At 40.7% G+C, this 25,634-nt stretch carries 23 protein-coding genes; 4 read left to right on the forward strand and 19 right to left on the reverse strand.

The genetic code is table 11. The features are described 5' to 3' along the window. Positions 1 to 8 precede the first annotated feature (8 nt). The 3 genes from FAZ15_RS08665 to FAZ15_RS08675 are packed head-to-tail and all read left to right on the forward strand — an operon-like array spanning position 9 to position 3,380. Positions 9 to 1,448, forward strand: a complete 1,440-nt coding sequence (locus tag FAZ15_RS08665; protein WP_136900917.1) for a circularly permuted type 2 ATP-grasp protein — start codon at positions 9 to 11, stop codon at positions 1,446 to 1,448. 16 nt (positions 1,449 to 1,464) lie between these two features. Beyond that, positions 1,465 to 2,379 (forward strand): alpha-E domain-containing protein, encoded by a 915-nt coding sequence (locus FAZ15_RS08670; protein WP_136900918.1) that lies wholly within the window; start codon positions 1,465 to 1,467, stop codon positions 2,377 to 2,379. Between the two features lie 26 nt (positions 2,380 to 2,405). Beyond that, the gene (locus FAZ15_RS08675) at positions 2,406 to 3,380 is read left to right on the forward strand and encodes a transglutaminase family protein (RefSeq protein WP_136900919.1); all 975 of its coding nucleotides are present in this window, start codon (positions 2,406 to 2,408) and stop codon (positions 3,378 to 3,380) included. An 11-nt stretch (positions 3,381 to 3,391) separates the two neighbouring features. Here the strand turns inward: FAZ15_RS08675 and FAZ15_RS08680 are convergent, their stop codons facing one another. The 13 genes from FAZ15_RS08680 to FAZ15_RS08740 all read right to left on the reverse strand — a co-directional run bounded on the left by FAZ15_RS08680 (position 3,392) and on the right by FAZ15_RS08740 (position 16,066). After that, positions 3,392 to 3,670: a chaperone modulator CbpM gene (locus tag FAZ15_RS08680; RefSeq protein ID WP_136900920.1), complete on the reverse strand. Its 279-nt coding sequence runs from the start codon at positions 3,668 to 3,670 to the stop codon at positions 3,392 to 3,394. A gap of 4 nt (positions 3,671 to 3,674) precedes the next feature. Beyond that, entirely contained in the window at positions 3,675 to 4,586 is a 912-nt protein-coding gene (locus FAZ15_RS08685) for a DnaJ C-terminal domain-containing protein (RefSeq protein WP_136900921.1), read from the reverse strand. Positions 4,587 to 4,624: 38 nt separating this feature from the next. Then, a complete protein-coding gene (locus tag FAZ15_RS08690; RefSeq protein WP_136900922.1) occupies positions 4,625 to 7,318 on the reverse strand; it encodes a peptidase associated domain and porin domain-containing protein in 2,694 nt (897 codons plus the stop codon). A 139-nt stretch (positions 7,319 to 7,457) separates the two neighbouring features. Next, positions 7,458 to 9,035, reverse strand: coding sequence for a M28 family peptidase (locus FAZ15_RS08695; protein ID WP_136900923.1), 1,578 nt, complete (start codon positions 9,033 to 9,035; stop codon positions 7,458 to 7,460). Between the two features lie 9 nt (positions 9,036 to 9,044). Beyond that, positions 9,045 to 9,476 (reverse strand): ribose 5-phosphate isomerase B, encoded by a 432-nt coding sequence (gene rpiB, locus FAZ15_RS08700; RefSeq protein ID WP_136900924.1) that lies wholly within the window; start codon positions 9,474 to 9,476, stop codon positions 9,045 to 9,047. 13 nt (positions 9,477 to 9,489) lie between these two features. Further along, the gene (gene tatC / locus FAZ15_RS08705) at positions 9,490 to 10,359 is read right to left on the reverse strand and encodes a twin-arginine translocase subunit TatC (protein ID WP_136900925.1); all 870 of its coding nucleotides are present in this window, start codon (positions 10,357 to 10,359) and stop codon (positions 9,490 to 9,492) included. 81 nt (positions 10,360 to 10,440) lie between these two features. Further along, positions 10,441 to 11,796 (reverse strand): acetyl-CoA carboxylase biotin carboxylase subunit, encoded by a 1,356-nt coding sequence (gene accC, locus FAZ15_RS08710; protein ID WP_136900926.1) that lies wholly within the window; start codon positions 11,794 to 11,796, stop codon positions 10,441 to 10,443. Between the two features lie 75 nt (positions 11,797 to 11,871). After that, positions 11,872 to 12,351 carry an acetyl-CoA carboxylase biotin carboxyl carrier protein gene (gene accB, locus FAZ15_RS08715; protein WP_136900927.1) on the reverse strand — a complete coding sequence of 160 codons (480 nt, stop codon included), beginning with the start codon at positions 12,349 to 12,351 and terminating at the stop codon, positions 11,872 to 11,874. A gap of 190 nt (positions 12,352 to 12,541) precedes the next feature. Beyond that, positions 12,542 to 13,531: a beta-ketoacyl-ACP synthase III gene (locus FAZ15_RS08720; RefSeq protein WP_136900928.1), complete on the reverse strand. Its 990-nt coding sequence runs from the start codon at positions 13,529 to 13,531 to the stop codon at positions 12,542 to 12,544. A gap of 6 nt (positions 13,532 to 13,537) precedes the next feature. Next, positions 13,538 to 14,476: a phosphate acyltransferase PlsX gene (gene plsX / locus FAZ15_RS08725; RefSeq protein WP_136900929.1), complete on the reverse strand. Its 939-nt coding sequence runs from the start codon at positions 14,474 to 14,476 to the stop codon at positions 13,538 to 13,540. 107 nt (positions 14,477 to 14,583) lie between these two features. Beyond that, on the reverse strand, positions 14,584 to 14,775 hold the full coding sequence (gene rpmF / locus FAZ15_RS08730; RefSeq protein ID WP_136819611.1) for a 50S ribosomal protein L32: 192 nt from the start codon (positions 14,773 to 14,775) through the stop codon (positions 14,584 to 14,586). A gap of 15 nt (positions 14,776 to 14,790) precedes the next feature. Next, positions 14,791 to 15,333 (reverse strand): YceD family protein, encoded by a 543-nt coding sequence (locus FAZ15_RS08735; protein ID WP_136900930.1) that lies wholly within the window; start codon positions 15,331 to 15,333, stop codon positions 14,791 to 14,793. Between the two features lie 70 nt (positions 15,334 to 15,403). Next, positions 15,404 to 16,066: an epoxyqueuosine reductase QueH gene (locus tag FAZ15_RS08740; protein WP_136900931.1), complete on the reverse strand. Its 663-nt coding sequence runs from the start codon at positions 16,064 to 16,066 to the stop codon at positions 15,404 to 15,406. Between the two features lie 206 nt (positions 16,067 to 16,272). On the opposite strand from FAZ15_RS08740, the gene FAZ15_RS08745 reads away from it, so the two are divergent. After that, positions 16,273 to 17,391 carry a hypothetical protein gene (locus tag FAZ15_RS08745; RefSeq protein ID WP_136900932.1) on the forward strand — a complete coding sequence of 373 codons (1,119 nt, stop codon included), beginning with the start codon at positions 16,273 to 16,275 and terminating at the stop codon, positions 17,389 to 17,391. A 2-nt stretch (positions 17,392 to 17,393) separates the two neighbouring features. On the opposite strand, the gene FAZ15_RS08750 is transcribed toward FAZ15_RS08745, so the two are convergent. From FAZ15_RS08750 to FAZ15_RS08775, 6 genes are all read right to left on the reverse strand, one after another. Continuing rightward, entirely contained in the window at positions 17,394 to 18,242 is an 849-nt protein-coding gene (locus tag FAZ15_RS08750; RefSeq protein WP_136900933.1) for a transglutaminase-like domain-containing protein, read from the reverse strand. A gap of 133 nt (positions 18,243 to 18,375) precedes the next feature. Then, on the reverse strand, positions 18,376 to 19,035 hold the full coding sequence (locus FAZ15_RS08755) for an ABC transporter ATP-binding protein (protein ID WP_136900934.1): 660 nt from the start codon (positions 19,033 to 19,035) through the stop codon (positions 18,376 to 18,378). 415 nt (positions 19,036 to 19,450) lie between these two features. After that, entirely contained in the window at positions 19,451 to 20,599 is a 1,149-nt protein-coding gene (locus FAZ15_RS08760; RefSeq protein ID WP_136900935.1) for an alpha/beta hydrolase family protein, read from the reverse strand. Positions 20,600 to 20,648: 49 nt separating this feature from the next. Further along, entirely contained in the window at positions 20,649 to 21,971 is a 1,323-nt protein-coding gene (locus FAZ15_RS08765) for a MutS-related protein (protein ID WP_136900936.1), read from the reverse strand. Further along, positions 21,968 to 23,320: a MutS-related protein gene (locus tag FAZ15_RS08770; RefSeq protein WP_136900937.1), complete on the reverse strand. Its 1,353-nt coding sequence runs from the start codon at positions 23,318 to 23,320 to the stop codon at positions 21,968 to 21,970. Before FAZ15_RS08770 ends, FAZ15_RS08765 begins: the two co-directional genes overlap by 4 nt. A 4-nt stretch (positions 23,321 to 23,324) precedes the next feature. Beyond that, positions 23,325 to 25,625: a Gldg family protein gene (locus tag FAZ15_RS08775; RefSeq protein ID WP_136900938.1), complete on the reverse strand. Its 2,301-nt coding sequence runs from the start codon at positions 25,623 to 25,625 to the stop codon at positions 23,325 to 23,327. Between the last annotated feature and the right edge of the window lie 9 nt (positions 25,626 to 25,634).

Genomic DNA, 25,634 nt, shown 5'->3' on the forward strand with positions numbered 1-25,634 from the left:
TAATTGTTATGATTGACCATTTGCTTGATAGTTATAAGCCGATAGACGGCGTCTATGATGAGATGATGAATGGTGTAATCCGCCAGCATTATAAAAAATTTGTTTCCTCTTTCGGAAAATTGGATGTGAACTCCATGGAACTGCGTAATGAAATGGCTAAAAAGCTTTTTATGACGCAAGGTATTACGTTTACCGTGTATTCTGATGGAGAAGGAATTGAAAAAATATTCCCTTTTGATATGATTCCTCGAATTATAGAGGCTGCAGAGTGGGAATATATTGAATCGGGAATTCGGCAAAGGCTTAAGGCGCTCAATATTTTTCTAAAGGACATTTATCATCAGCAATTTATTTTAAAAGACGGTATCGTTCCCTCCAGTTTAATTTTCTCCTGTCCCAATTATTTGCGCGAAATGGTAAATGTCAACGTGCCGTTCGATATTTATACTCATATAAGTGGCATAGACCTCATCAGGGACTACGACGGAACGTACTATGTGCTGGAGGACAATCTTCGGACGCCTTCGGGTGTGAGCTACATGCTGGAAAATCGAAAGATGAGCTATCGTATTTTTCCGAATATCCTGCCTGAAAATAAGGTGCGTCAAGTTGCACATTATCCAGATATTTTAGTGAAGAATTTAGTAAGCTTGGGGTCGCATTTAAGTACAAGACCGACGGTTGTATTGTTGACTCCGGGTATATTCAATTCTGCTTATTTTGAGCATACTACACTGGCAAGATTGATGGGAATTGAGCTGGTCGAGGGTCGTGACCTCGTGGTGCAGAATCATATCGTTTATATGCGAACAACCAAAGGCCTGAAAAAAGTAGATGTTATATACCGTCGTGTAGATGATGATTTCATTGATCCACTGGTATTTCGGTCGGATAGTATGTTGGGCGTGCCCGGTCTGTATCACGCTTACCGGAAAGGTACCGTAAATATCGTCAATGCAATGGGTAATGGCGTGGCAGATGACAAGGCAATCTATACCTATGTGCCTGATATGATCCGATATTACCTAAATGAAGAGCCCATTCTCAAGTCTGTACCTACCTACAGAATGGAAAATGAAGACCAGCGAAAATATACGGTGCAGAATATTCGTAACATGGTCGTGAAGAAGACGAACGAAAGCGGTGGCTATGGCATGCTGATAGGTGACAACGCATCGGATCAGGAGATAGCGGAATACATTTGCGAAATAGAGAAAAACCCAAGGCAGTTTATCTCGCAACCGATTATCAAGTTGTCGGCAGCGCCTTGTTATATTGATGGAAAACTACAGCCCCGTCGGGTTGATCTCCGGCCTTTTGCGCTTTATGGACCGGACGGAATCAAAATTGTTCCGGGCGGACTGACCAGAGTAGCTTTAAAGGATGGATCTATTGTGGTCAACTCTTCGCAGGGTGGCGGCAGTAAGGATACGTGGATAGTGGATTGAACTAAATTTTAAACATATGTTAAGTCGAGTTGCCGAAAATCTTTTTTGGATGAGCCGTTATATGGAACGGACGAATATAAGCCTGAGGGTGTTGAAAACCTTGTATATCGCGCATCAAGACGGACTGCCGGTGCGATCCTGGGAGCAAACAGCGCATCAATTCGGTATCAGGGAGGCTGAAAATATGTCTAGTTACACGATTTTAAAAACATTGATCTTTGATGGAAATTCCAATTTTTCAATCTTGAATAATGTTTTCCGTGCACGTGAAAATGCACGCAGTGCTCAGGATCACATCAATAGGGAATTATGGCAGTCTTTGAATGATTATTATCACCTGGTGCGGGATAGCCAATTGAGTCAGCAGTTGATCTTTGATCCTATAAGCGTACTGGATCAGCTTATCAAACAGACTATGTATTATTATGGTGTGATCGATAGTTCGATGAACAGGGGGGAAGCTTATTGTTTTCTGAGTCTGGGGAAATTGATCGAACGCGGAATGCAGATCGTAGACTTGCTTAAAACCGAATTGGAGCAGAATATCCATACGGAAGGGCGCGAAGAAGATCAGCGTTGGCGGTACCTACTCATTGCGTTGAATGGTTATGAAACCTACCTGAGTGAAAATGTAGGGAGCCTTGAGCCACAGTCGGTACTTAATCAGATTCTGTATAAGAATAATTTCCCGAATTCCCTGTTCTACAATTGGGATCAAATCGAGTCATTTGCTAATTTCATGGAGCAGGATGAAGTGGATCTGCATACGAAAGGACTTAACTTCGAGATAGGGAAGTCATTTTCATTTATTAAGTATAACCAGCTTCCAGAGCATATCGATCATAAATTACAGTTCCTGAATACGATTCAACGGAATTATTATAACTTGTCAAAAGTGATTAATAGAGACTATTTCGGGATTATAAATTAATTTTTAACAATTTAGCAAATACAGCAATGTCAAAATATAGTGTCGTACATCTGACCAGGTATGTATATCCGTCGGATGTGACGGATAGTGCCAATCAATTTATATTATCTCCGAAGTCTGACGATATGCAGCAAATATTGAAGCATCAGATATCAGTTTCACCCAAGGTTAATATAGATGTTTTTTCGGATTACTTCGGAAATGAAGTAGGTGTGTTTACCATAGTGGGGCCACATCGCTCGTTGGAAATACGAGCGGATATGGAGGTATTCACCTTTGCTTCTACGGAGCCTATTGCTGAGGTTTCGGTGTTGGAGCAATGGGCCGATCTCGAACTGAAAAAATGGGAATTTCCGTATATTGATTTTCTCTATCTGGAAAATATTAATTGCAAAGCGGAGGTTAATGCAATTTTTGACGACTACGTCTTAAAGGAGATGCATATTGTCGATGTTGTTCGTATGTTGTCGACGTATATCTATACGAATTTCACGTATCGGCAAGGTGTAACGACCGTAGAGAGTACGGTAGATGAAATCTGGAAGCTTCGGGCTGGGGTGTGTCAGGATTTTGCACACTTACTGATTACGATGCTGCGCATGCAGGATATACCATCACGTTATATTTCCGGATATATTTGTCCAAGCAACAGTGAGATGAGAGGGGAAGGGGCTACGCATGCCTGGGTAGAAGTGTATATTCCATCCGTTGGATGGAGAGGTATTGATCCCACGAACAATTGTTGGGTGAGTGATAGGCATATTAAAATAGCTTATGGACGTGATTTCAAAGACTGTACACCGGTTAAGGGTACTTATAAGGGGCCGTCGGCACATACGTTGACGGTATCTGTAATTATAACGAATGAAAATACAAAGGAAAAAACAGCAGAACCGATCGAACCTGCCTATGTGAGTGTCACAACCGATAAACAGGGAGTAGAAAAATCGAATTTATATCAGCGCTATCTTGAAATGCAACAACAACAGCAGCAACAGTAACATTGCCAGGCTTATAACGTACGATTCTCCAGACTGCGGATTTCCACCTGAAGTTGTTCGATGCGATCTAACAAATGTCGGACAACTTCAATCCCCTGTAAATTTAATTCCAGATCGTAGTGCCATGTTGAATACTGTTCCAGTCGAGTAAGCTGCTCTTCATATATAAATTCTTCTTCTTCTACGGAAACAAGTTCTATCAGGCCATTTTCATGCAGATCCCGGACAAACGTGCTTTCTATCCGATAGGACCGACAGACATCTATTATTTTAACCAGTGTTCTTTCCATGATTTTATTTTCTTAAATCGCTCAATTGCTGGAATAGATTTTTCTCTTCCTCACTGAGGTTCTTTGGGTTTTTGATATTGATCTCTGCATATAAATCGCCAAATCTCTCCTCCTGTTTATACACGGGAAAACCTTTCTCTTTGAGACGGATTTTGGTTCCATTTTGTGTTTCAGGTTTTATTTTTACATTGATCTGCCCATTTAGCGAATTTACTAGCGCATTACCACCCAATAAGGCGGTATATAAATCGAGTTCCAGTTTGGTGTATAGATCATCTCCTTTACGTTGGAATCGTGGGTCTGCGGCAACGGTAAATGTGATGTAGAGATCTCCTTTGGGACCGCCGTTAACCCCTGCAGCTCCCTGACCTTTTAGACGTATTTTCTGTCCATTTTGGATACCTGCTGGAATGGTGATGCGGATGTTTTTCCCGTTTACGGTAAAGGTACGCTGATGTGTTACCGAAGCCTCTTTCAACGTGATGGTTACTTCGGCATTCAAATCCTGTCCACGGAAAGCACTTTTGCGTCCACCCCCAAAACGGGAACCAAACATCTGTTCAAAGAAATCAGAATATTCTCCGGTATCATAATTGCCACTATAGTCAAAATCGAATCCCTCGAACGGATTCTGTGTACCTCCTCGTCCTTGGCGCGAATACTGCTGTTGGGCTTTTTGATATTCTTCCCCATGTTTCCAATTTTCACCATATTGGTCATATTTCTTCCGCTTCTCGGGATCCGTGAGGACTTCGTTTGCCTCGTTTATTTCCTGAAATTTTTTCTTGGCCTCCTCATCATTAGGATTTAGATCGGGATGGTATTTACGTGCCAGCTTTCGATAAGCCTTTTTGATATCATCCTGTGAAGCCGATTTGTCTAAGCCGAGTACGTTATAATAATCTAAGAATGCCATAGTTTATGTATAGACTAATGTTTGAAAAACAATGCAGTTTACTTTTTGTTTTTATCCGATGAAGTTAGAAATTTATAAACAAATCCCAGCATGAAATACTGTTTTTGAGTAAGCTGCTCGCCATATCCAATGTAATTGCTGCTACTATACCGGTAAACGTTCTGATTCTGGTTCAATAGATCGAAAACCGTTAATTTCAATTCTCCCTTGCCCATTACAGGATAGTAAACAGACGCATTTACGAGATGAATATTTCTTCGGGCATTATCAATACTGGAGGGTTGATTTTTTATATTATAAGAGGTTTCAAAGGTTATTTTGTGGATGTCGCTTAATCGTAGCCCTGCACCGAAATCGTGTGTAGTTGTTTGTATATCTCTAAAGCTGGGGTCATCGGAAGAGTTTGTGCTTTTGGAGGCGTTAAAATTGTAGCTTGGACTCAAAGAAACTTTGTTGTTCCACGAAATATTCAATGTTTGATTTCCTGAAATGTTAGTTGGGGTACTTTTATTTTCTATGCCATTTGTTGTGCCAATGGAAGGGTAGCTGTAAAAATTATAATTGCCATTGACGTAGATGTTCCAGGTTTTATGTTGAATGATTTCTTTACGGAAATTTCCCCCCATGCTGAATCGATCTACACCATCGGCCTGATAATACTGTGAGGTGGAGGTCGAGGTTTCTACATCATAGGTGTTACTATAGCCAATTGATTTGTCAACTAAAGTGTAGTTGCCATAAAAGGAAAGGTTAAGCTTTAATTTTTGAAAATGCTTGAAATATTGTATGCGCAAGTTCTCCTGGATCTCGTTGTCAAAATAGGGGCTCGCATACGATAATCTTGTGGGGTAGAGATCGGAATTGACCGCAATAAACCGATAGAAGGAGGGGAGGTTCACGGCTTTTGAGTAGGAAAGATTCAAGTCGTATACATTTAAGGACATGTTCGGAAGCCAATAATTTTGGATCTTTTGGATGTCTTCATTTTTTTCGTAGAAGTTATATCGACGATCCATGTTGAGCCATTCTACACCAATCGATCCCCTGATTCTCTTGGAAATCCGATAATTAACTTTTGTTCCCAGAAAAGCAGCATCTGCATTCATTTTCTTGTCGTTGGTGATGTCTTCTTTATCCTCGAAATAATCCGAATTTATTTTGGAATAGATATCCTCTGTCTGGTCTTCCATCTCTATATTATATTTGGCATAAATATCGGTGGTGAATATTTTTTTGTAAGGAACTTGAAGATTTAGTGTATTCCCGATCCGCTGTGTATTCGAACGTTCGATCTCATTTATGTGTTGGTCGATAACGCTGTCACCGAAAAGATAATAGCGTCCATACGAGAGGTTGTTTCGATCCCCTTTGCTATTGCTTACATTTACATCGTTGCTGAGGGATAATACCCATTTGTTCGAAAATTTCTTCTCGTATCTGAAGTTGTGTCTTAAAGATGGAGAATTATTTAGGTTGTTGTTAGCACTATTTCCGATGTGGACTGGCGTGGATTCATTTTGAAAGCTACTGTTTTCATTGCTTCCGTCGGAAGTTCTTTTACTTAAATTCAGATTCAAATCATAGGAAATAAATGACGTGGTATCGATATGATAACGCGCAAATGCTCTTATTTTATGCCTGTAGTCTTTGTATGTTGCGTTTGAAAAATTTGTACCATTTATAGTTGTGTCGTTATAGAAATTTTGATTGTTACCCGTATTCCGCGTATAATCATTCTGTTGTTCAAAAGAATATAAAAAATTGGTCTTTAATTTTTTGGCGATATCGTAATTGATGTTCACTGCCCCGGAGAGATTGTTCTGTAAGCCTCCGTAATAGGAGTAGGAAGAAGAATTATTCTCTGCCCTTCCAAATCCTCCCTGTTGGCTGAGCTCGCTGTAATCAAACCCTTTGCGGCTCAGGTTATTGGCATATCCGATAAAACTAATCTGAAGGGTATCTCTAAACGTGTTTACCAATGCCCCTGCCTCATATCGGTCGCGCGTACCCCCGCCTCCGTAGAACTTACCGAATTGGGCTTTTACAAATTCTCGTTTCGTCTTTAGGTTGATGATAACGGGAAGGTCGGAATCGTCCAATACGACCTGCTTGCTCTCCCCCTTCTCGCGAAACACCTGTACTTTGTCGATCATGGATGCATCCAGGTTCCGCGTTGCAATCGTCATATCCTCGTTGAAGAAATCCTTATTATTCAAGCGGACCGATTGTACCGCTTTTCCTTGATAGTAAATGGAGCCATCTAAATTGACCTGAAGACCCGGTAATTTTTGTAATAATTCTTCCACATTGGCATTTGGACGGGTTTTGAAATACTTAGCATTGTATTCTAAGGTGTCTTTATTCATCCGTATGGGAGGGGTCATTTCTATGACGACTTCTTCCAGGCTTGTGGGTGATAAGGTAATCTCTTTGAAATCATATTCCTCTTCATTTGACAGATTGAAATTTATGTATTCTGCTGTTGCATTGATATGACTGATATACAAGATCAGGTTTTGATTGACCGGTAATTTAATGAAACTGAATTTTCCGTTTTCATTGGATAGGGAATAAGATAGAACCGTGGAATCCTGAGCGTGTAATATAGCTACGGTGGCTTTCTCCAGTGCTTCCTTTTCAGAAGAGTAAAGAATACCTCTTATTTTTCCTTTGTTTTGTGCAAGCAGTGAAGTACTGCAAAAGAATAGGCATAAAAGTACAATGAATCTCATTTAAGCTATATAATTAAGTTAGCATAAATATTACGATTTATTCGTAATAATCAAAGTGAGATTTCAATATATTGCCTATTATTAACATTTTTTAAGGAATAGTATTAAAGAAATGTTAAATTTAGAGAATTTTTAGTTTTTATTCCTTGTTGCTATCAACCGTTAATCGTTGTGCGCGGTTGGCAATCTCCCAAGTGACATGGAATACCAGTTTCTCTCGTTTTACCATCATCGGAAAATCAATTTTATCCACGGTATCATTTGGTGTGTGATAATCTGGATGTAATCCTGAAAAGAAAAAAGCGGAAGGGATTCCTTTTTGTGCAAAGTTGTAATGGTCTGATCTATAGTATAAGCGCATGGGATCTTTTGGATCATCATACGTGAAATCAACCTCCATTTGTGTGTATTCTTTATTAGAAGCTTCGGTGATCTTTTTCAATTCCGAGCTTAGTTTATCAGTGCCTATTGCATGGATATAGTTATGATTTCCGGCTAGGTGCTTGTCATCGATACGGCCAATCATATCCAAGTTGAGGCAAGCTACTGTATTGGCCAATGGAAATATAGGATTTTCTGTATAGTATTTTGATCCCAAAAGTCCTTTTTCTTCTGCCGCAAGCCCGATAAATAAGATACTCCTCCTTGGTCCTTTACCTTCTTTTTTAGCTTGGGAGAAAGCTCTTGCCAACTCCAGCACACCCACTGTTCCTGACCCATTGTCATCCGCTCCCGGAAAAATCGTGCCATCAGGAAGAATCCCATCATGATCGTAATGTCCCGAAACAACGATAATTTCATCTTTTAGATCTGAACCTTCTAATAATCCCAAAACGTTGGGATCGCTTAATTTTTCGACCTTAACACCCATAGAGGCTAAGAAAGAGGTTTTAATCTGCACCGCGGAAGGTTTGAATGATCTGTTCGCCGCCTCTTTGAATTTTTCGACAGAAGTATTTGCTTTCGCCAGCAATTGATCCGCTGTAGCTACCGAAATGTTAATAACAGGAACAGCTTGTGTGATATTTCTGTTTGTATTACTGCCATCACCTAGCATAACACGTCCGCCAGTTAGTCGACCTTTCATTTTCGCTAGCGTTTCTGCTACTTGAGAACTTGTAGAAAATATGGCTGCCGGTTGCAGTTTTGTTAATTCCTGAACTCTTTTAAAACGGCTTGAAGACCATTCCGACTTATTATTTTCCTTAGTGATATGGGATTTGCCCGTTGCGTCGGTTGGTTCGCCTTCGTTAATGAGCAAGACTACTTTTCCTTTTACATCTATTCCATTAAGCTCGTTGTAATCTGCATGCTGGATACCATAACCTACAAAAATGATCTCGTTTGCGGAGAAATCTCGAACATCATGATCTGCCTGTACATAGAAATCTTTTCCGTTTACCCAGGTGTCGCCGTCAATGCTGAAGTTTTCGACCTGATAAGCAATCTGTTGTAGGGCTACAGGTTGATAAAACGAACCATTTACAGGAGTTGCGAGCCCATAGGATTTGAATTCATTCGCAATATATTCAGCGGCTTTTCTTCCACCTTCCTGCCCCGTACCACGGCCTTCAAATTCAACAGAACTCAAGGTAGTCAAGTGCTTTTTGGAACTTTCTACCGTAATTAGATCTGCATATTTTTGCTGCGCATTTTGCGCGATGCTACAACTGTATAATGCAGGAATTATGAATAAAAGAGAAAATAGTTTTTTCATAACCGTATGTTAAGAACAAGAAATTTTATTGACGCGATTGGCATGCCTTCCACCTTCAAAATCAGTTGTAAGGAAAGCTTTCACAATTTCTTTTGCCAGATCCAGATCAATAAAACGCGCTGGTATACAAATGATATTTGCATCATTATGCAAGCGGGCCAAAACAGAAATTTCTTTTTGCCACGCGATAGCTGCACGTATGCCCTGATGTTTATTGGCTGTGATCGCCACGCCATTAGCACTTCCACAGATCAGAACACCAAATTGACTTTTTCCTTCTTCTACGCTGGAGGATACGGGGTGTGCGAAATCTGGATAATCCACAGAATCTGCCGTTGCAGGGCCAAAATCTTCTACATCATGTCCTAATTCTTTCAATACATCAACTAGGGGGGCTTTGTAATCAAATCCTGCGTGATCGCTTCCAATGGCTATTTTCATGATATTTATCGTGTTAATTGTTATAAAATTCTTTTTCTTTCAATTCCTTTTTACGGAGTACATTCGCTGAAACCATTATACTTATTTCATATAGTATGAACATCGGCGCGCTTACCGTTAAAAGTGTAATCACATCTGCAGTAGGAGTGATGATAGCTGCTATTACTAAGATAATGACAATGGCATAACGTCTACTCGCGCGCATAAATTGTGGTGTCATCAATCCTAATTTGGATAGGATAAAAATCAAAATCGGCAGTAAAAATATCACCCCACAACCCAAAGTCAACGTGGCAATAGTCGATAAATAAGAATCGATTGTAATTTGGTTGGTTATTTCGGTACTTAAAGAGATGTTAGCTAGAAAGTTGACTGAAAGAGGGACTACAATATAATAACCAAATAGCGCCCCGATCACAAACAACAATGTCGCATAGAAAACGAACCCACTGGCTGACCTTCTTTCGACCTCGGTAAGCGCTGGTTTCACGAAAAGCCAAACTTCAAATAGCAGATAGGGAAATCCCAAAGCTACCGCCATTAACAAACAGGAATTGATCTGTAGCATGAATTGACCTGCTAGTTCGGTATTAATAATATTAAAAGGGATGCGTTCTACACAAAAGCCGTCTAAATTCAGTAGAGCACCTAATTTACACATCATTCTGTATGTCCAGAAATCAAGGTTCTTCGGTCCCATAATGATGTCGTTGAAGACAAAATCATAAAATGTGAACGCTAGGATTGCAAAAACGGTGATAGCGACCACAGATCGGATAATGTGCCAGCGGAGTACTTCTATATGTTCAAAAAAGGACATCTCTGACTCGATGTTCTTTCCTTTGTCTTTTATTGCGTCTATTAATTTTTTGCTACTTGACATGTTTACATTCTATGGAAAACAAAAATACCATTCTTTGACATAAGAATGGTATTTTTTAATGGGAAAACAAAATTTTTACGCTTAATCTTCGTCGGGGTAAGCGGTCAAATCAAAAGTTTCCATAAATTTCGTTGTGAAATTACCCGCTCTAAAGTTTGGATCGCGCATAAGTCTCAGGTGCAAAGGGATTGTGGTCTTTACACCCTCAATAACAAACTCGCTGAGTGCACGTTCCATCGTATTGATCGCTTCTTCTCGTGTTTGTGCAACACAGATCAATTTCGCGATCATCGAATCGTAATTCGATGGGATGGTATATCCTGCGTATACGTGTGTGTCTATGCGTACACCATGTCCGCCAGGCGAGTGAAAATTTGTAATTTTACCCGGAGAAGGACGGAAATTATTAAATGGATCTTCGGCATTGATACGGCACTCAATTGCATGCATGGTGGGCTCGTAGCTTTTTCCTGAAATAGGGATACCTGCAGCAACTTTAATCTGTTCTTTGATTAAGTCAAAGTTGATTACTTCTTCCGTAACGGGATGCTCTACTTGAATACGTGTATTCATTTCCATAAAGTAGAAATTACGGTGCTTATCTACCAAAAATTCGATAGTACCGGCGCCTTCGTAATTCACGGCTTGTGCTCCTTTTATAGCAGCCTCTCCCATACGTGCACGTAAATCTGGTGTGATGAAAGGGGAAGGGGCTTCTTCAACAAGTTTTTGATGGCGACGTTGAATAGAACAATCCCTTTCTGATAGATGGCATACTTTACCATATTGATCTCCAATGACCTGAATTTCAATATGACGTGGATCTTCAACAAATTTTTCGAGGTAAATTCCATCGTTGCCAAATGCTGCTCCTGCTTCTTGACGAGCCGAATCCCAAGCGGGTTCGAATTCGGCGTCTTTCCATACGATACGCATACCACGCCCGCCACCTCCGGCGGTAGCTTTTAGAATCACGGGGTATCCAATCTCATTTGCAGTAGCAATACCGGTCTTTACGTCTGGAACTAATCCTTCCGATCCAGGAATGGTTGGAACGCCTGCCAATTTCATGGTCTCCTTAGCGGAAGCTTTATCGCCCATTCTTTCAATTTGTTCTGCGGTAGCACCAATGAATTTAATTCCATATTCGGCACAGATAGCAGAAAATTTAGCATTTTCGGATAAAAATCCGTAGCCTGGATGAATGGCGTCTGCATTTGTTAATTCTGCAGCGGCGATAATATTGGGGATACTTAGATAGGAATCTTTACTTGCTGGAGGGCCAATACACACGGCCTCATCCGCGAAACGGACATGAAGGCTGTCTCTATCAGCAGTAGAGTATACCGCTACACTTTTGATACCCATCTCGCGACAGGTACGTATGATACGTAGGGCAATCTCTCCTCTATTAGCTATTAATATTTTTTTAAACATAAGGAATAAATGAGGTAACCTATTGACGAATTACTTCGTATAACTAAATTTAGTTGATATAAATTACAACTAATATTATCTTGGATCAACTAAGAATAAAGGTTGATCGTATTCAACAGGTTCTGCATCGTTGATTAAAATCTTAACGATTTTTCCAGAAACTTCAGATTCAATTTCGTTAAATAACTTCATTGCTTCTACAATGCACAACACTTTTCCGGGTGTGATCTCATCACCTACGTTCACGAAAGCTCCTTTATCTGGGCCTGATGAACGATAAAATGTACCAATCATTGGAGACTTTATCGTGATAAAGTTCGCTTCTTCGTTGACTACTGTTGCCGCTGGCACCGGTGCACTAACCGCTGTTGGAGCTGCTACTGCAGGAGGTGCTGCTACAACGGGTGCCGTAGGAACTGAAGCCGTTACGTAAGTAGGCTCCTGATTGGTTTTTATTGTTATCTTGAAATCCTTTTCTTCAATTGATACTTCATTCACACCTGATTTTGATACAAATTTAATCAGGTCTTGAATTTGTTTGATATCCATACTCATATTGGAAGGGTTTGATTTAATGTTTTCTATAAAAATTAGCTCTTAAACTTAGATAAATTTGTTTTTAAATACAAATTATTCATCAATGTTCGTTTTTATGGCATGAATGAGCGCTAGGCGGTTTATAGCTTTCTCTCTCCTATGCCTTTAAAAAATTAAATATTGAGGAAATATAATAAAAAAGATTGGCTTAATAAGCCCATTTTAAATAAACTGATCCCCAGGTGAATCCTCCACCAAATGCAGCTAATATTAAATTGTCTCCTTTTTTTAATTTATCCTCCCATTCCCATAAACACATGGGAATAGTGGCGCTTGTTGTATTTCCATATTTATGGATATTTACCATTACTTTTTCTTCCGGCAAACCTGCACGTTCTGCCGTCGCATCTATGATGCGTTTATTTGCTTGATGTGGTACTAACCATGCTACATCTTCAGAAGTTAAGTTGTTTCTCTCCATTACTTCGGCCGCTACATCAGCCATATTTGTAACAGCGAATTTGAATACGGTACGACCTTCTTGGTATGCGTAATGTAGTCCGGCATCAACGGTTTGATGTGAAGCAGGATGTAAGGAACCTCCACCTTTTATGTTGAGAAATTGTCCGCCTGAACCGTCTGTTTTTAACAGCGAATCTTGAAGCCCATTGCCTTCGGTGTCTGGTTCTAATAATACAGCACCACATCCATCACCAAATAAAATACAGGTATTACGGTCTGTGTAATTTACGACGGAAGACATTTTATCAGCCCCTACGACAAGGACTTTCTTGTGCTTACCGGACTCGATAAATTGTGCTCCTGTAGTTAATCCAAATAAAAAACCGGAACAGGCAGCTTGTAAATCGTAGCCCCACGCCTTTTTTGCGCCTATTTTGTCGGCTAGAATATTAGCCGTAGCAGGGAAAAGCATGTCGGGAGTACTGGTACAGAAAATGATTAATTCAATCTCTTCTGCCGAAATCCCTCTTTTTTCTAACAATCCTTTTACTGCTGGAACGGCTAAATCAGAAGTGGCTAAGCCTTCTCCTTTTAAAATACGACGTTCTTTGATACCTGTACGACTGACAATCCATTCGTCATTCGTTTCTACCATAGATTCCAACTCTTTGTTGGTCAGGATATAATCTGGTACATAACCATTTACAGCGGTAATAGCCGCATGAACTTTAGACATATGTTTTTAATTGAAAGCAGATTTGATCTTATCGATAAATTTTGACACGATCATATCTTTTGATAGTAATACCATATTTTTAATAGCCTCAGGAGTAGAAATGCCGTGCCCTATTATTACGGGTGCATTTACACCTAATACCGGGCTTCCCCCATACTGCTCATAGTTGAACCTATCAAAAAAATCATCTTTAATTCCCTTTTTTAAGGTCACTACATAAAATGATTCAGCAAGTTTTAAAACGACATTGCCTGTATAACCATCACATACATATACATCTGCATGATCGGAAAAGAGATCTCTACCTTCTGCATTGCCTATGAAATTGATTTTGGAATTTGATTTAAGTAGTGGATAGGTTGATATTGTTAGATTGTTGCCTTTTTCTTCTTCTTCGCCAATGTTTAGAAGACCTACTTTCGGATTTTGTACACCGTATACGTGTTCTGAGTAAAGACTTCCTAGGATGGCAAATTGATTTAACATTTCGGGTTTGCAATCTGCATTGGCTCCTACATCCAGTAAAATACCGAAACCGCTTTTTAATTTAGGTACATTCGTCGCAATAGCAGGACGTATTACCCCGGGGATAGTTTTTACACTGAACATCGATCCGACCAGCATAGCACCAGTATTACCTGCTGAAGCAAAGGAATCGATCTTGCCTTCTTTCAGAAACTCGAAGCCTTTTGATATGCTTGAGTTTGGCTTTTGCGAGATTGCTTTTGTAGGATGCTCGTGCATGGAGATGACCTCCGGAGCGTGTACATAGTCAAATAAAGATGAATCTGCTCCAGTCTCTTCAATACGCTTTTTGATATCAGCCTCGTCGCCGAACAACACAATATGCTGGTGCTTATCGAGTGATTTTTGCGCTTCTATAGCGCCTACTATTGTAGCATCAGGGGCATAATCTCCTCCTAATACGTCTAAACCAATCCTCATTCGTTATTATTTATCTAAATCAATAATACGCAAAAAACATCCCAAAGTAAAGCATAAAATTCAAATTTTACGCTTATTTGGGATGTTTAATTTTTTAAAGATATACTTTAGACAACTGCAGTATTTTCAATAATTAATTTACCGTTGTAGTATAAATTGCCATCTACAGTATACGCGCGGTGAGGTAAGTGAACTGCTCCAGTTTCTTTACACACTGTTAATGTAGGTGCTTCTGCTTTATAATGTGTTCTTCTCTTGTCTCTTCTCGATTTCGAAGTCTTACGCTTTGGATGTGCCATCTCGTATTTTGTTTTTTAATTGTTCTTAATATTCTTTAATGCTGCCCAGCGTGGGTCTATTTTCTCTTCTTCACTCGATGATTCTTCTTCCTGTTGACTGCTGTTGTTGATTTTTGACAACATTTCTGCATCACAAGTGAGATTTATGCCTTGCTCGCTACATTTTGCATAATAGGGGACTCTGACATTAATGTATTCGTATAAAAGACCTGCAATATCCAATTCATAATCTGTCTTAGATAGTACAAGCACTTCCTCGGTGTCGTTATCCCATTCTTCATTTACAAATTTGACAATCAATCGCTCGGTAAATTGTAGCGGAGAATCAAACTCATTAAGGCAAACATCACATGTCAACGTTATCGTCCCCTCAATATTGAAGTTCACGATTAACATGCTTTCCTGCTTCTGTAGTTGAACCAGGGCTTTTAACTTGCCATTTTTTACTAATGAATGCGCGTAGCAGTCAAAGAACTTATCATCTATTTCAAACTCAAAATCGTGCTTTCCTGCAGTCAAGCCTGAAAAAGGTATTCTATATTGTTTTAGATACTTCACAATCTTGTATTTGAGCCTGCAAAATTAATCTTTTTAACGATACTTTGCAATTTTTTATGAAAATACTTTTTTAGTCCTCTTCACCATAGTATTTGGTGCCCAATTCTATTTTCTCTCTGCCACTCGCCATTCTCCATTTATTTGTGTCGCGTAGCGAATAGGCACAGCCGCAATATTCCTGCATGTAAAACTTTTCCCTTTTACTGATTTCCAGCATGCGTGCAGAACCTCCTTTTTTGCGCCAGTTAAACGTCCAGTAATCCATGTTTGGATACCGGGATGCTGCGCGAAGCCCACAGTCATTGATCTGTTCCATGTTTTTCCAACGCGAAATCCCCAATGAACTCGATATAACATCAAATCCATTTTCTGCTGCATATGCTGCCGTTTTTTCAAAACGCATGTCAAAACACATGGTACAACGGACACCTCGCTCAGGTTCATGTTCCATGCCTTTCGCCAAGTCAAACCAGTTGTCTACATCGTAATCTGCATCGATGAATGGAATATTATGTTTTTCTGCAAAACGGATATTTTCATCTTTGCGGATGTCGTATTCTTTGCGCGGATGTATATTCGGATTGTAAAAATAGATGGTGAAATCAATATCAGAGGAAATCAACGCTTCCATTACTTCTCCCGCACAAGGGGCGCAGCAAGAATGTAAAAGTAGTTTTTTACCAGCATTGGGGAGACTTAACTTTTCCCGTGTCAGTTCGTTATTGCTATCCATGGTTTTCATTTCAGATGTTGCAATTTTAAGCAAATACGTCGATATTTTAAAACATAAAATAATTTGTGGCGTTATTGTTGCTTTTTTCGTTCCAATAAAATGCACATAATCTAAATTATGAATTGCATTTTTTAACTATTCGGTTTTCGTGAATGCAAAGCATTTTATCTAAGTTTGTAACATATAATAAATGCCATCATTATACAATGAATAGATCTATATATACAATAGTAACATTGATCTCGCTGATTTGTTTCAGTAGCTGTCAACGCGATGATGACGAGCCTATTAAGGCCCTTAAGCCTATTTCGAGACTCTATATTTCTACTTCTAACTATCAAGCGAATACAACTTCGCCCGCACTGTACAACGTTTTTGTAGTATCTCCTGCAGATTCTAATACGTTTAATATAGACCCGTTTTCTCGTCATGCCTCTTCCGCATTTGGAGGTAGCGCAATACATTTCAGTCCGTATGCACAGAGTATATTTCAAAGCAGTATGAATGCACCGGCGTATCGGGATACATCCATATATAACATGCCTGTGAGCGATAAAGGGGTGATCTCGAACGGCAATGTATTTGGTAACCGCAGATTTGATAACGTAAAAGGATTGTGGTATTATGTTCATAATATCCCTGGAAATACAACAAATGTGACGAATAACTATTTGTTGATGACAAATTTGGGTGTGGATACCGTGAGCCTCTTTGTGATAGATCAACCCAGAAATAGAAGAGGATTTGTCCGGCCGCGACATGAGTTGATGTTGGATTACCGTCCCTGGGGCATACAGATGGATGGGGATGACTTGCTACTCTCCCGGACTGAAAATAATGGTGGGGTAGTTGTATATAAGAATTTGCCGGCTGCACTTGGTCGTGATACCATTCTTACTATAGAACCTACCTACGAATTTACCGTAAATGGCGCAAATAATATACGAGGCTTATCGTATTCTAGAAGCAAAGATATCTTAGCATTGACTGATTTTACAGGTACAGAGAACGTGGGCGATGGTCGTATTTTGATCTTCGATAATTTCTCCCAAAACACAACTACAGGTACGATTGTGCCAACTCGTATTATAACTGGAGCGAATACACTTTTACAACAACCTCTTGATGTCGCCTTGGATACACGGGAAGGTGAAGATGATGCACTATTTATTTATGTAGCGGATGCGGGCCCCGAAACCCGAAACATTTTACGATTCAAACTATCGGATAATGGTAATGTTGAGCCGGATCAGGTTTTGGAAATTTTAAACACCCGACAGACACCACAATCTATATCGCTAGACTCTAGGGGAGTGAATAGGTAATTTCAATCTTCTTCTAAGATTTGAAGCAAAAGACTTATCTCGTCTTTTTTTTCTATATTCCCTTGATTCTCATAGGCTGTCATTAAATTACGTAAGACACGTTTTACAATGGCTAAATTGGAACAAGGCAATATGTAGTCATCCGATGGGGGAAGATTTAATTGTTTGAGAAAAGATAAGATATCTTCCTGCTTCATGATTTGACCCCTATTGAAAATGTTGATATAAAACAACGGTAGGTTTTCAGCTTCATTGTCGACATACGCTGCCACGAAATGTTTAGGCAGATTAATTCCATAAATTGGAATATCTAATTTCTGCGCGACAATTGTGTAAATGCAGGATAATGTGATTGGGTTTCCTTTCTTAGACTCCAATACTTTATGAATAAAAGAGTTTTGTGGGTCGTGATAATTCGTTGTATTGCCCGATAGGCCGAACTCCCTAAATAAGATGTTATTTAATAGTTTTACTTTCTCAATAGGGCTCATATCATACATGAGATGGTACCAGGCATTTCTGCGCAATTCTGCAATCTGAAAGTGTACGACATCTTCGTCAAGAGCGGGATATTGATACCTGTTAACGATAAGTAGCCCTTCTAATAAGTCATCGCTATTACTTATTTTCCAGAGCTGGAGTTCATGTTTTATCTGATCAAATTGAATCCGATGTATAATGTTCTCTATCCGGGTTTGTGACAGCACGTCAAACGATGCTTCCCAGAATTCCTCCAGAAGAGGAATAACTTCCGGGCCACAGGTCACAAGATGCTGCTCAACCTGACTGAATATTTCGCTGTCAGGATCATCTAGTAAAGAAATCAACGCCTTTAGTTCCTTCTCCTTCATAGTCGAATTTAACGAAAAATTATTTAGATTACAAGTTGTCGCTTGAATTGTGGTGATTTTAGCGCTTTAAAGGTCTTTTTCCTAATATTCATGTTATTTATGAAAAAATCGTAAAGTTATGGGAATAATCCTTCTATTTTACCTGCCCATCCAACAGATTAATGATTCTGTTTCCATAGGTGGCATTTTTCTCCGAATGGGTTACCTGTATGATCGTCACACCGTCTTTATTGAGTTGGCTAAACAGTTCCATAACCTCCGTCCCTTGTTGTGAATTGAGGTTGCCTGTAGGTTCATCGGCAAGTAATACTTTTGGAGATGTCGCCAAAGCACGGGCAATTCCGACCACCTGTTGCTGCCCACCGGAAAGCTGTGCTGGGAATAAATCTTTCTTGCCGACAATCCCGAATCTATCAAGCATATCTCCGACAACAGCTTTGCATTCAGAAGAGGATAACCCTTTGTACAATAGGGGAGTTTCGATATTTTCATAAACTGTAAGCTCGTCGATGAGGTGATAGGACTGGAAGACGAAGCCGATATGTGATTGAAAAAGCTGATTGCGTTGTTTCTTCTTTAAAGCATACACGTCTTCACCCATGAAAATGTATTTTCCTTCGTTGGGCTCATCCAGATCCCCCAGGATATGAAGTAATGTTGATTTCCCCGAACCGGAGGGACCCATGATAGAGACGAATTCGCCCTGGTCGATCGTCAGGTTGATATCCTTGAGCACAAAACTACGCGCTCCGCCAACGGTGTACCATTTGAATGTGTTATTTAGTTGTATCATTGTTCTCGTATTCAGATCTAAGATATGCGACTTTAAATTAATTGTAATTCTAGCCAGATTACAATTAATAAGCCAATGGTCTATGTGGTTTATTATTAATATGTTGCCGTTTCTCGGTGTTTGCGCTACTGTTCGATTTCGAACATTTACTGTGCGCCTACGGACAGTAGAATATGCGTAGTATAGTGAGATAGTTGCCGTCGGTTAGATGGTGCTTTTTCGGCGCTTTATTGCCGCATATAAAGCAGGTCAATCCAATTAGCCAGCTTGCTAATGGATTGACTGCTTTGTTATTTGATAGCTTTTTTGAGTATTATTCTGCAATAAAGCTGCTTTTGTCACTGGACTGGAAATAAAAAGAGCGTACGATGTAGAAAAATGAGATAAGTGCTTTTTTATGATGATATTGATTTATTTATGTCCTGACCTTGTTTCCTGTCAAGATGAGTTTCACGGAAAATACCATAGTCGGATCCTGATACTCCCGGATTGTCTTTCTGATCGTTTCTAAGCTTCTTTTTACCTTTTTTCGGAACACAACCCGACCGTTCATCGTCACTGAAACCGGTTTATCCAGATCAAGGAGTTGATCGTTGAGGTTGATATTGAGTTCCCTAAAAGTATTTTTGCTTACACAAATTTCGTTGCCTCTGATGCTGATCTCTGCAGTCGAACCCTTAACTTGGGCCACCGCAGGTGCAGACAACCAGTAAAATCGGTGTTGTACCACATTGTCTTCCACCCATATTACTTTTTCCGGAAATGGGTTCCTTTTAAACGAAGCTAGCCAGGGTATCGCAACTGTATCCCTTCGGTCCATCCAATGCGCCTTGTCGGCATACAAATGAAAGTCGTGTATAAATCCTTTCGGGTCGAGTCTCTGCAGGCTGTCTAATTTTCGGTTAAAATCAATAGCTAGGGTATTGCGGTGATAAGCCGTATCCCTGCCGCCCATATATATGGCGAAAGGAAGGTTCCGGAGATTGAGTGCATTAGCATCACCAGGGTGCCCTGCCATCATGGAAGCGGCCGCCCAACGGTCGGCCATCCGTGGTCCCAACTGAAACACACCGTCCCCACCTGCAGAGTAACCCAAAATATAGACCTTATTAGGGTTAACATCCTCCAAAATCACTCCATAACAGATCAGGGAATCCAGCAGGTTATCGATGTGGTCTTCATGCCATAGATTCCAGGTATCTGTCGGCGCTCTAGGTACGATCACCAGACCTTCCGAAATTGGATACAATGTCCGTTGATTTTCCCATTGCTGATTATTTACTGCCGGCGGTGCATTTCCGCCACCATGCAAAGAGATGTAGAGGCTACGGCCATCTGCGGGCTTTTCTCCAAAGGTTCTATAGGCGATGGGCATGGTGTACTTGCCAAATTTAATGATCCCTTCCGCCCACACCTTTTGTGCTGCAGGAAGTAAACGCTGTTTCTCCTGCGCCCACTCTTTAACCGAAAGCGCTTCCGCTTCCTTTTTGCTCAGTCCCTTCTGTGCAACAGAAGTACTGGTCATCATCAGTAAAATACCGATCCAAAGTATGCTGTGTTTCATTTGTATGTAATTATTTTAGAAGCGATTAAGCCTCTAATGTTTATGTGTTCTAGTTTTTAAGCAGATTTAGTATCCCTTCATTTTCAATAATAAGCATTCCCTGACGATCCGTTGTAATGCCCTGTTCAAGCAGGTAGGTGTATCTCGGTACTTTGCCGTCCATCACCGTAGGCAGATAAGCAAACTGCACATTGTCTGTTGTCTTTTGCAAGGCTTCCCCTACCTCAATAATGTGGGTAGAAATGACGAAAAAACATTGTCGGTATTGCGCAAAGGCGTCGGTTACTGCTAGAGTCGCATCGTAAGCATCTTTAACATTGGTTCCTTTAAACAACTCATCAAATAAAACAAGAAAGCTTTTCCCTCTGGCCACTTCTTCCGCTGCTTTTTTTACCCTCAAAACCTCCGCATAAAAATGACTGTAACCCATATTCAAACTGTCGGACACATTTATCGAAGAATAAATTCCATCGCAGACGGAAAAACGCATCCCTCTTGCAGCAAGCGGAAAGCCCATGTGTGCCAAATAAAGCGCAATGCCTAATGATTTCATAAAGGTAGACTTCCCGGCCATATTGGCCCCGGTAAGAAAAATCATATTATTTTCTCCGTTAAAACCAACCGGGTTGGCCACCCCTTTGATTAATGCCGGATGCCAAAGCGCGGCAATTTCTATCACTTGCTTTCCTTTAGGCAGTGCCTCGGCATATGCAAAGCCCTGGGCCTTGCCCACCTTGCCCACGGCAAGGTAAACGTCTAATTTATAAATGCACTCCATAAGGATTTCTATATCCGCCTGAAGGGTGTGTTTCAACAAATGATCATAGGCGGCGAGCTTCGCAATTGAAAATTCATCAGCATCTTTTTCTTTTAATAAGTTACGGAGCGCAGGTGTTTCAAGGATTCGCTGAAGCACTTGCAGTTCCTCATCAAAAGGTGTTGGATTAGGGTCATTGAACTGCTTTAGGAAATCATTTAAGGAATTTAGCAAACCTATTGTCGCTACCAAGCCCTTCTGCAGCGCTGGATATCGCTCATCCCTTAACAGGGAGGCTTGTATTTTCTTAGAGAAAACCACTATAAATGCGGCTGGATAGTTTGTACTGCTGCCCGTGCTAAAATAGTGTTCTACGGTCTGAAATTCAGCTCGACTAAAGGGAAAATCCAGTGCCTTCTCTTGAAAATAGCTCAACAAGCCACTACGTTTATTAATGGCATCAGGATCTGTTAGGGGATTTTTAAACAACTGCAGCAAAAGCCTTTCACCGCCGCTGGTCTGTACTTTATTGAACATGCCAAAAATAGAACCTGGTGTAAACTTGCCCAACAAGTTTAAATCTTCCAGCGTTTGTTTGTCAACTGTAAAGCTCATATCTTTTGTTTATTCATCCGCTCCATGCCAGACGCTAAAATATCCAATATTCCTTCGTTTTTTATAATAATCATTCCATGCCTGTCAGCTGTTAAACCTTGTTCCAGGGTGTAGGTGTATACGGGTTGATTACCGTCCATACGGGTGGGCAGATAGACAAAATTAATATTATCACATCTTTCTTTAAGTATTTCGCCCGCTTCAATGATGTGCGTGGAAATCACAAACATGCTATCGCGTTTCCCTGCAAAAGCTTCGGTAAAAGCAATGGTAGCTTCCGCCGCGTCCTTTACATTGGTGCCTCTGAACATCTCGTCAAAAAGAACAAACAGATTCCGACCCAGCTTAAGTTCCTGGGCGATTTTTTTCGCACGCAACACTTCTACATAGAAATGACTTACCCCCAAACCTAAGTTATCGGGCAAGTTAATGGTAGTATAAATTCCATCCAGCACCGAAAATTCCATTTCTTTGGCAGCGACCGGGAAACCCATATGGGCTAGAAAGAGTGCGACACTCAATGACTTCATAAAAGTAGATTTTCCGGCCATGTTGGCGCCGGTTAGGAAAATCACGTTGCTGTCGGGCGTAATATGGATGGAGTTGGCCACCGCATTTTTTACTTGCGGATGGTACACGCCCTCTAACTTAACTACATGCTGCTGTTTAGGCAGAGCTTTCGGAAAAATAAAGTCACGTTCTACCGCCACTTTGGCTATAGAAAAGTAAACATCTAGACCGTATACATAATTAAGTATTTTGAGTACCGCATCCCGGTGTTTAAACCTGAAAAATTCGTCGTACGCCACATATTCGTCCGAAGAAATCTTTGTGTTAAGAGGCAAGTTCAGGCTCTCCCTAATTCCCGATGTGGTTAGCAGGCTCATGATATCGGCTTTATCCTGCTGGTAAAAATCAAGCGAACCCATATCAAGGCTATTCAAAAACTGATTCAGCTCGTTTAGCAGCTTGATTAAAGCCGTGATCCCAAGGTATACGCCCGAAGTAACCGCATCCAGAGCAACCAGGTTGCTGAACTTTTTTGCAATAGAGCTTTCCTGTGCGGACAGCTTGGTCCTTGTATCTGTATTTTTTATGTATGTTTCTACCGGGTCAAAATTATCAACGCTGAAGGGGAAAGATGTTCCTGTTTTGGCGAGATATTGAATAATCCGGCTACGATGGTTGATTTTAGTCTCATCTGATAGCGGAAAACGAAACATTTCTTCCAGGATTGCCGCTCCACCTCTCGTTTTCGTTCTGTTAAAAATCTGATAGATGGAATCTCCACCAGATTTTCCAAAAAGATTAAGGTCGTCTATCGTTTGTTGATCAGTAAGGAATGCCATTTCTTTATTTTCTTTTTCTTCTGATCAATATTAATGTCCCAAGGGCGAGTAGTAGGCCTGGGAATACCCAAAGCAATGTAATCCGCAGGTATTTAATTTGTTCCCTTTTGATTAAAAGCGTAGTATCCTTCGGCGCCGGACGGTAACTGCTGATTGGAAACTCACCATAACTTAACCAACTAAAAATCCCTGTATTGAAGGCAAAGTTGGCCGTCCTCATGTTAAAACGGTTTAACTCGATGTTGGACATAAAATCAGCGTCGCCCACAACGACGATACGTTGCTCTTTCCCTTTTGTATTCCGGGTCAGGCTAACAGCCAGCGGAAAGGATTTCTGCAGATCACCTCTTTCAGGTTCAAACTTCACCTTTGCAGAATCCGTTACAAATTTGTCTCTTTTAAGCCAGCTTTTTCTTGAGTCGGTAACTAGTAATGGTTTTATCGTGTATACACTTGAGTTTTCAATACCGAGCGCTGTGGCCATGGGCATTGAAACTACTACACTGTCGCGGTGCGCGGCTACAAGTGGCGGATAGAGCTTGGCGCCTGTGCCGGTCAAAAACGGTGCGGCAAGGTGGGGTTCCAGATCCCTGCTGGTCTGGACGATGGCGCCATCCATCAGTTGAACGCCAAATTGTTTTAATAACGGATTAAGCATGGCTTGTTTTCCCGGTTCACCGGAAATTAGCAAATTACCGCCATTGTCGATGAACTGCTGCAATTTTGACGTTTCTACTGCCGTAAGTTCGGTCTTTGGATCAGCGAGTACGAGTGCGGAAATGTTTTCAGGAATCGATTCGCTTTGTAAGGAAATGGTATCCACATCAAAGCCCTGATTAATCAGTGAATTCCTGAAATTCTTCAGGTTTGCTAAAGCCCGGTATTCACGGTCACCCATTTTATTTATGTTACGTTCCAGGTTTCCGGTTACAAACAGAATTTTTGGAATTTTTGCAAGAAGCAATCTTTTTAGTGCCGCAGAAATCTCAGTCTCGGATGGCCAGTGTTCATTATCAGGAAATACCCTTAAGAAAGTTTGCCTTCCTTTATATTTGAGCTGCATGATGTAATAATTGGGCTCCTGAGAAAGGTCAATCATTTTTCTGATCTCTTCAGGACGCTTAAACTGGCTCAGACTGATCTCCGCAGTTTCTGCGGATTTGGCCGCGATCTCGGTTAATGTTTTCCCGAGATTGCCTTTTTTCATCTCCTCTCCAACACCCAGGGTGTCATAGTAAAGTACTGTTTTTAACCTGATGTTGTGCTTGAACCTGACATAGGGTGCCCAGCGATTGATGTTCAGCTGGTAGGATTCAGGTTTTGCGTCTTCCATATATCCGCCGAACAGGTTTGCGTACCCGGTAACTTCAAGCGGCTCATCTCCCAGATCCTCCACAATTTTCTGCGTATCTGGCTTAATCGTGTTGCTTTTATCCCTAGTTACGTCGAAGTAAAGAATAAGCTGAGGAATTGAACTGATGTAACCAATGCCAATCGTGACAATGACAATAAGGCTATAACGGCTCACCTTAACCCAGGTAGACGTTGTCTCCATCCCCGTTTTTAGCTTGTAGATGGTCAACTGCAGAAACATGAACACAATTGCAACGAAATATATAATTCCATTGCTGGTGATCAGTCCTGCGAGTATCCAGTCTGTACGGCCGGCTACGGAAAGAAAATAAGTAACGTCTCTTAGAAAAGGGATTCCCTTCCACAAACCGGAGACATTATAGAGTATACCGAAAGTTACAAATGTGCACACTGCGGCTACAATCTGATAGGTAGTGAGGCAGGACATAAAGATTCCGATCGCAGAATAAGCACAGAGCAGTAAGAATAAACCAAGCACATAGCTCAGCAGCAATCCCGTATCCGGATTATTTACCGTAAAGTAACTGGTGATGATATAAATAGATACAATGGACACCATGACTAAGCTCATGGCTACCATTGCTACAAATTTTCCTAATACAATGTCCCGTACGCGAATCGGTGAAGAATATAAAAGCCGGATGGTACCACTGCTCGTTTCGCGGCTAATGAGCCCCATAGTCAGAAGCGGGAGGTAAAGGTAAAGGTTCCCCATCACGTTAGAGAGGACGCCTCGTCCCCCCGAAAATATGGAAGCGATAATGCTAAACGGAATTTTATAGCCACCCTCTACTGTGATAGCGATATCGTCAAGCCCTTTCAGATAGACAAAGGCGCACTGGACCATAAAAATAGTAATCAGAAACCAGGCAATAGGGGAATAAAACAGCAGTTTCAGCTCTGTTTTAGCCACTCGAAAAATTGTTTTCATTAAGCTTTT

The sequence above is a fragment of the Sphingobacterium olei genome (genome assembly GCF_005048855.1).
Lineage (GTDB): Bacteria > Bacteroidota > Bacteroidia > Sphingobacteriales > Sphingobacteriaceae > Sphingobacterium > Sphingobacterium olei.

What these genes read in the sequence shown, in the direction of transcription:
- FAZ15_RS08765 (WP_136900936.1), bottom strand. Translation starts at nt 21,971, where the DNA reads ATGAGCTTTACAGTTGACAAACAAACGCTGGAAGATTTAAACTTGTTG.
- accB (WP_136900927.1), bottom strand. Translation starts at nt 12,351, where the DNA reads ATGAGTATGGATATCAAACAAATTCAAGACCTGATTAAATTTGTATCA.
- FAZ15_RS08690 (WP_136900922.1), bottom strand. Translation starts at nt 7,318, where the DNA reads ATGAGATTCATTGTACTTTTATGCCTATTCTTTTGCAGTACTTCACTG.
- FAZ15_RS08675 (WP_136900919.1), top strand. Translation starts at nt 2,406, where the DNA reads ATGTCAAAATATAGTGTCGTACATCTGACCAGGTATGTATATCCGTCG.
- FAZ15_RS08685 (WP_136900921.1), bottom strand. Translation starts at nt 4,586, where the DNA reads ATGGCATTCTTAGATTATTATAACGTACTCGGCTTAGACAAATCGGCT.
- FAZ15_RS08695 (WP_136900923.1), bottom strand. Translation starts at nt 9,035, where the DNA reads ATGAAAAAACTATTTTCTCTTTTATTCATAATTCCTGCATTATACAGT.
- FAZ15_RS08680 (WP_136900920.1), bottom strand. Translation starts at nt 3,670, where the DNA reads ATGGAAAGAACACTGGTTAAAATAATAGATGTCTGTCGGTCCTATCGG.
- FAZ15_RS08750 (WP_136900933.1), bottom strand. Translation starts at nt 18,242, where the DNA reads ATGAAGGAGAAGGAACTAAAGGCGTTGATTTCTTTACTAGATGATCCT.
- FAZ15_RS08775 (WP_136900938.1), bottom strand. Translation starts at nt 25,625, where the DNA reads ATGAAAACAATTTTTCGAGTGGCTAAAACAGAGCTGAAACTGCTGTTT.
- FAZ15_RS08745 (WP_136900932.1), top strand. Translation starts at nt 16,273, where the DNA reads ATGAATAGATCTATATATACAATAGTAACATTGATCTCGCTGATTTGT.
- FAZ15_RS08760 (WP_136900935.1), bottom strand. Translation starts at nt 20,599, where the DNA reads ATGAAACACAGCATACTTTGGATCGGTATTTTACTGATGATGACCAGT.
- FAZ15_RS08740 (WP_136900931.1), bottom strand. Translation starts at nt 16,066, where the DNA reads ATGGATAGCAATAACGAACTGACACGGGAAAAGTTAAGTCTCCCCAAT.
- FAZ15_RS08670 (WP_136900918.1), top strand. Translation starts at nt 1,465, where the DNA reads ATGTTAAGTCGAGTTGCCGAAAATCTTTTTTGGATGAGCCGTTATATG.
- accC (WP_136900926.1), bottom strand. Translation starts at nt 11,796, where the DNA reads ATGTTTAAAAAAATATTAATAGCTAATAGAGGAGAGATTGCCCTACGT.
- FAZ15_RS08720 (WP_136900928.1), bottom strand. Translation starts at nt 13,531, where the DNA reads ATGTCTAAAGTTCATGCGGCTATTACCGCTGTAAATGGTTATGTACCA.
- FAZ15_RS08770 (WP_136900937.1), bottom strand. Translation starts at nt 23,320, where the DNA reads ATGGCATTCCTTACTGATCAACAAACGATAGACGACCTTAATCTTTTT.
- FAZ15_RS08665 (WP_136900917.1), top strand. Translation starts at nt 9, where the DNA reads ATGATTGACCATTTGCTTGATAGTTATAAGCCGATAGACGGCGTCTAT.
- rpmF (WP_136819611.1), bottom strand. Translation starts at nt 14,775, where the DNA reads ATGGCACATCCAAAGCGTAAGACTTCGAAATCGAGAAGAGACAAGAGA.
- plsX (WP_136900929.1), bottom strand. Translation starts at nt 14,476, where the DNA reads ATGAGGATTGGTTTAGACGTATTAGGAGGAGATTATGCCCCTGATGCT.
- tatC (WP_136900925.1), bottom strand. Translation starts at nt 10,359, where the DNA reads ATGTCAAGTAGCAAAAAATTAATAGACGCAATAAAAGACAAAGGAAAG.
- rpiB (WP_136900924.1), bottom strand. Translation starts at nt 9,476, where the DNA reads ATGAAAATAGCCATTGGAAGCGATCACGCAGGATTTGATTACAAAGCC.
- FAZ15_RS08755 (WP_136900934.1), bottom strand. Translation starts at nt 19,035, where the DNA reads ATGATACAACTAAATAACACATTCAAATGGTACACCGTTGGCGGAGCG.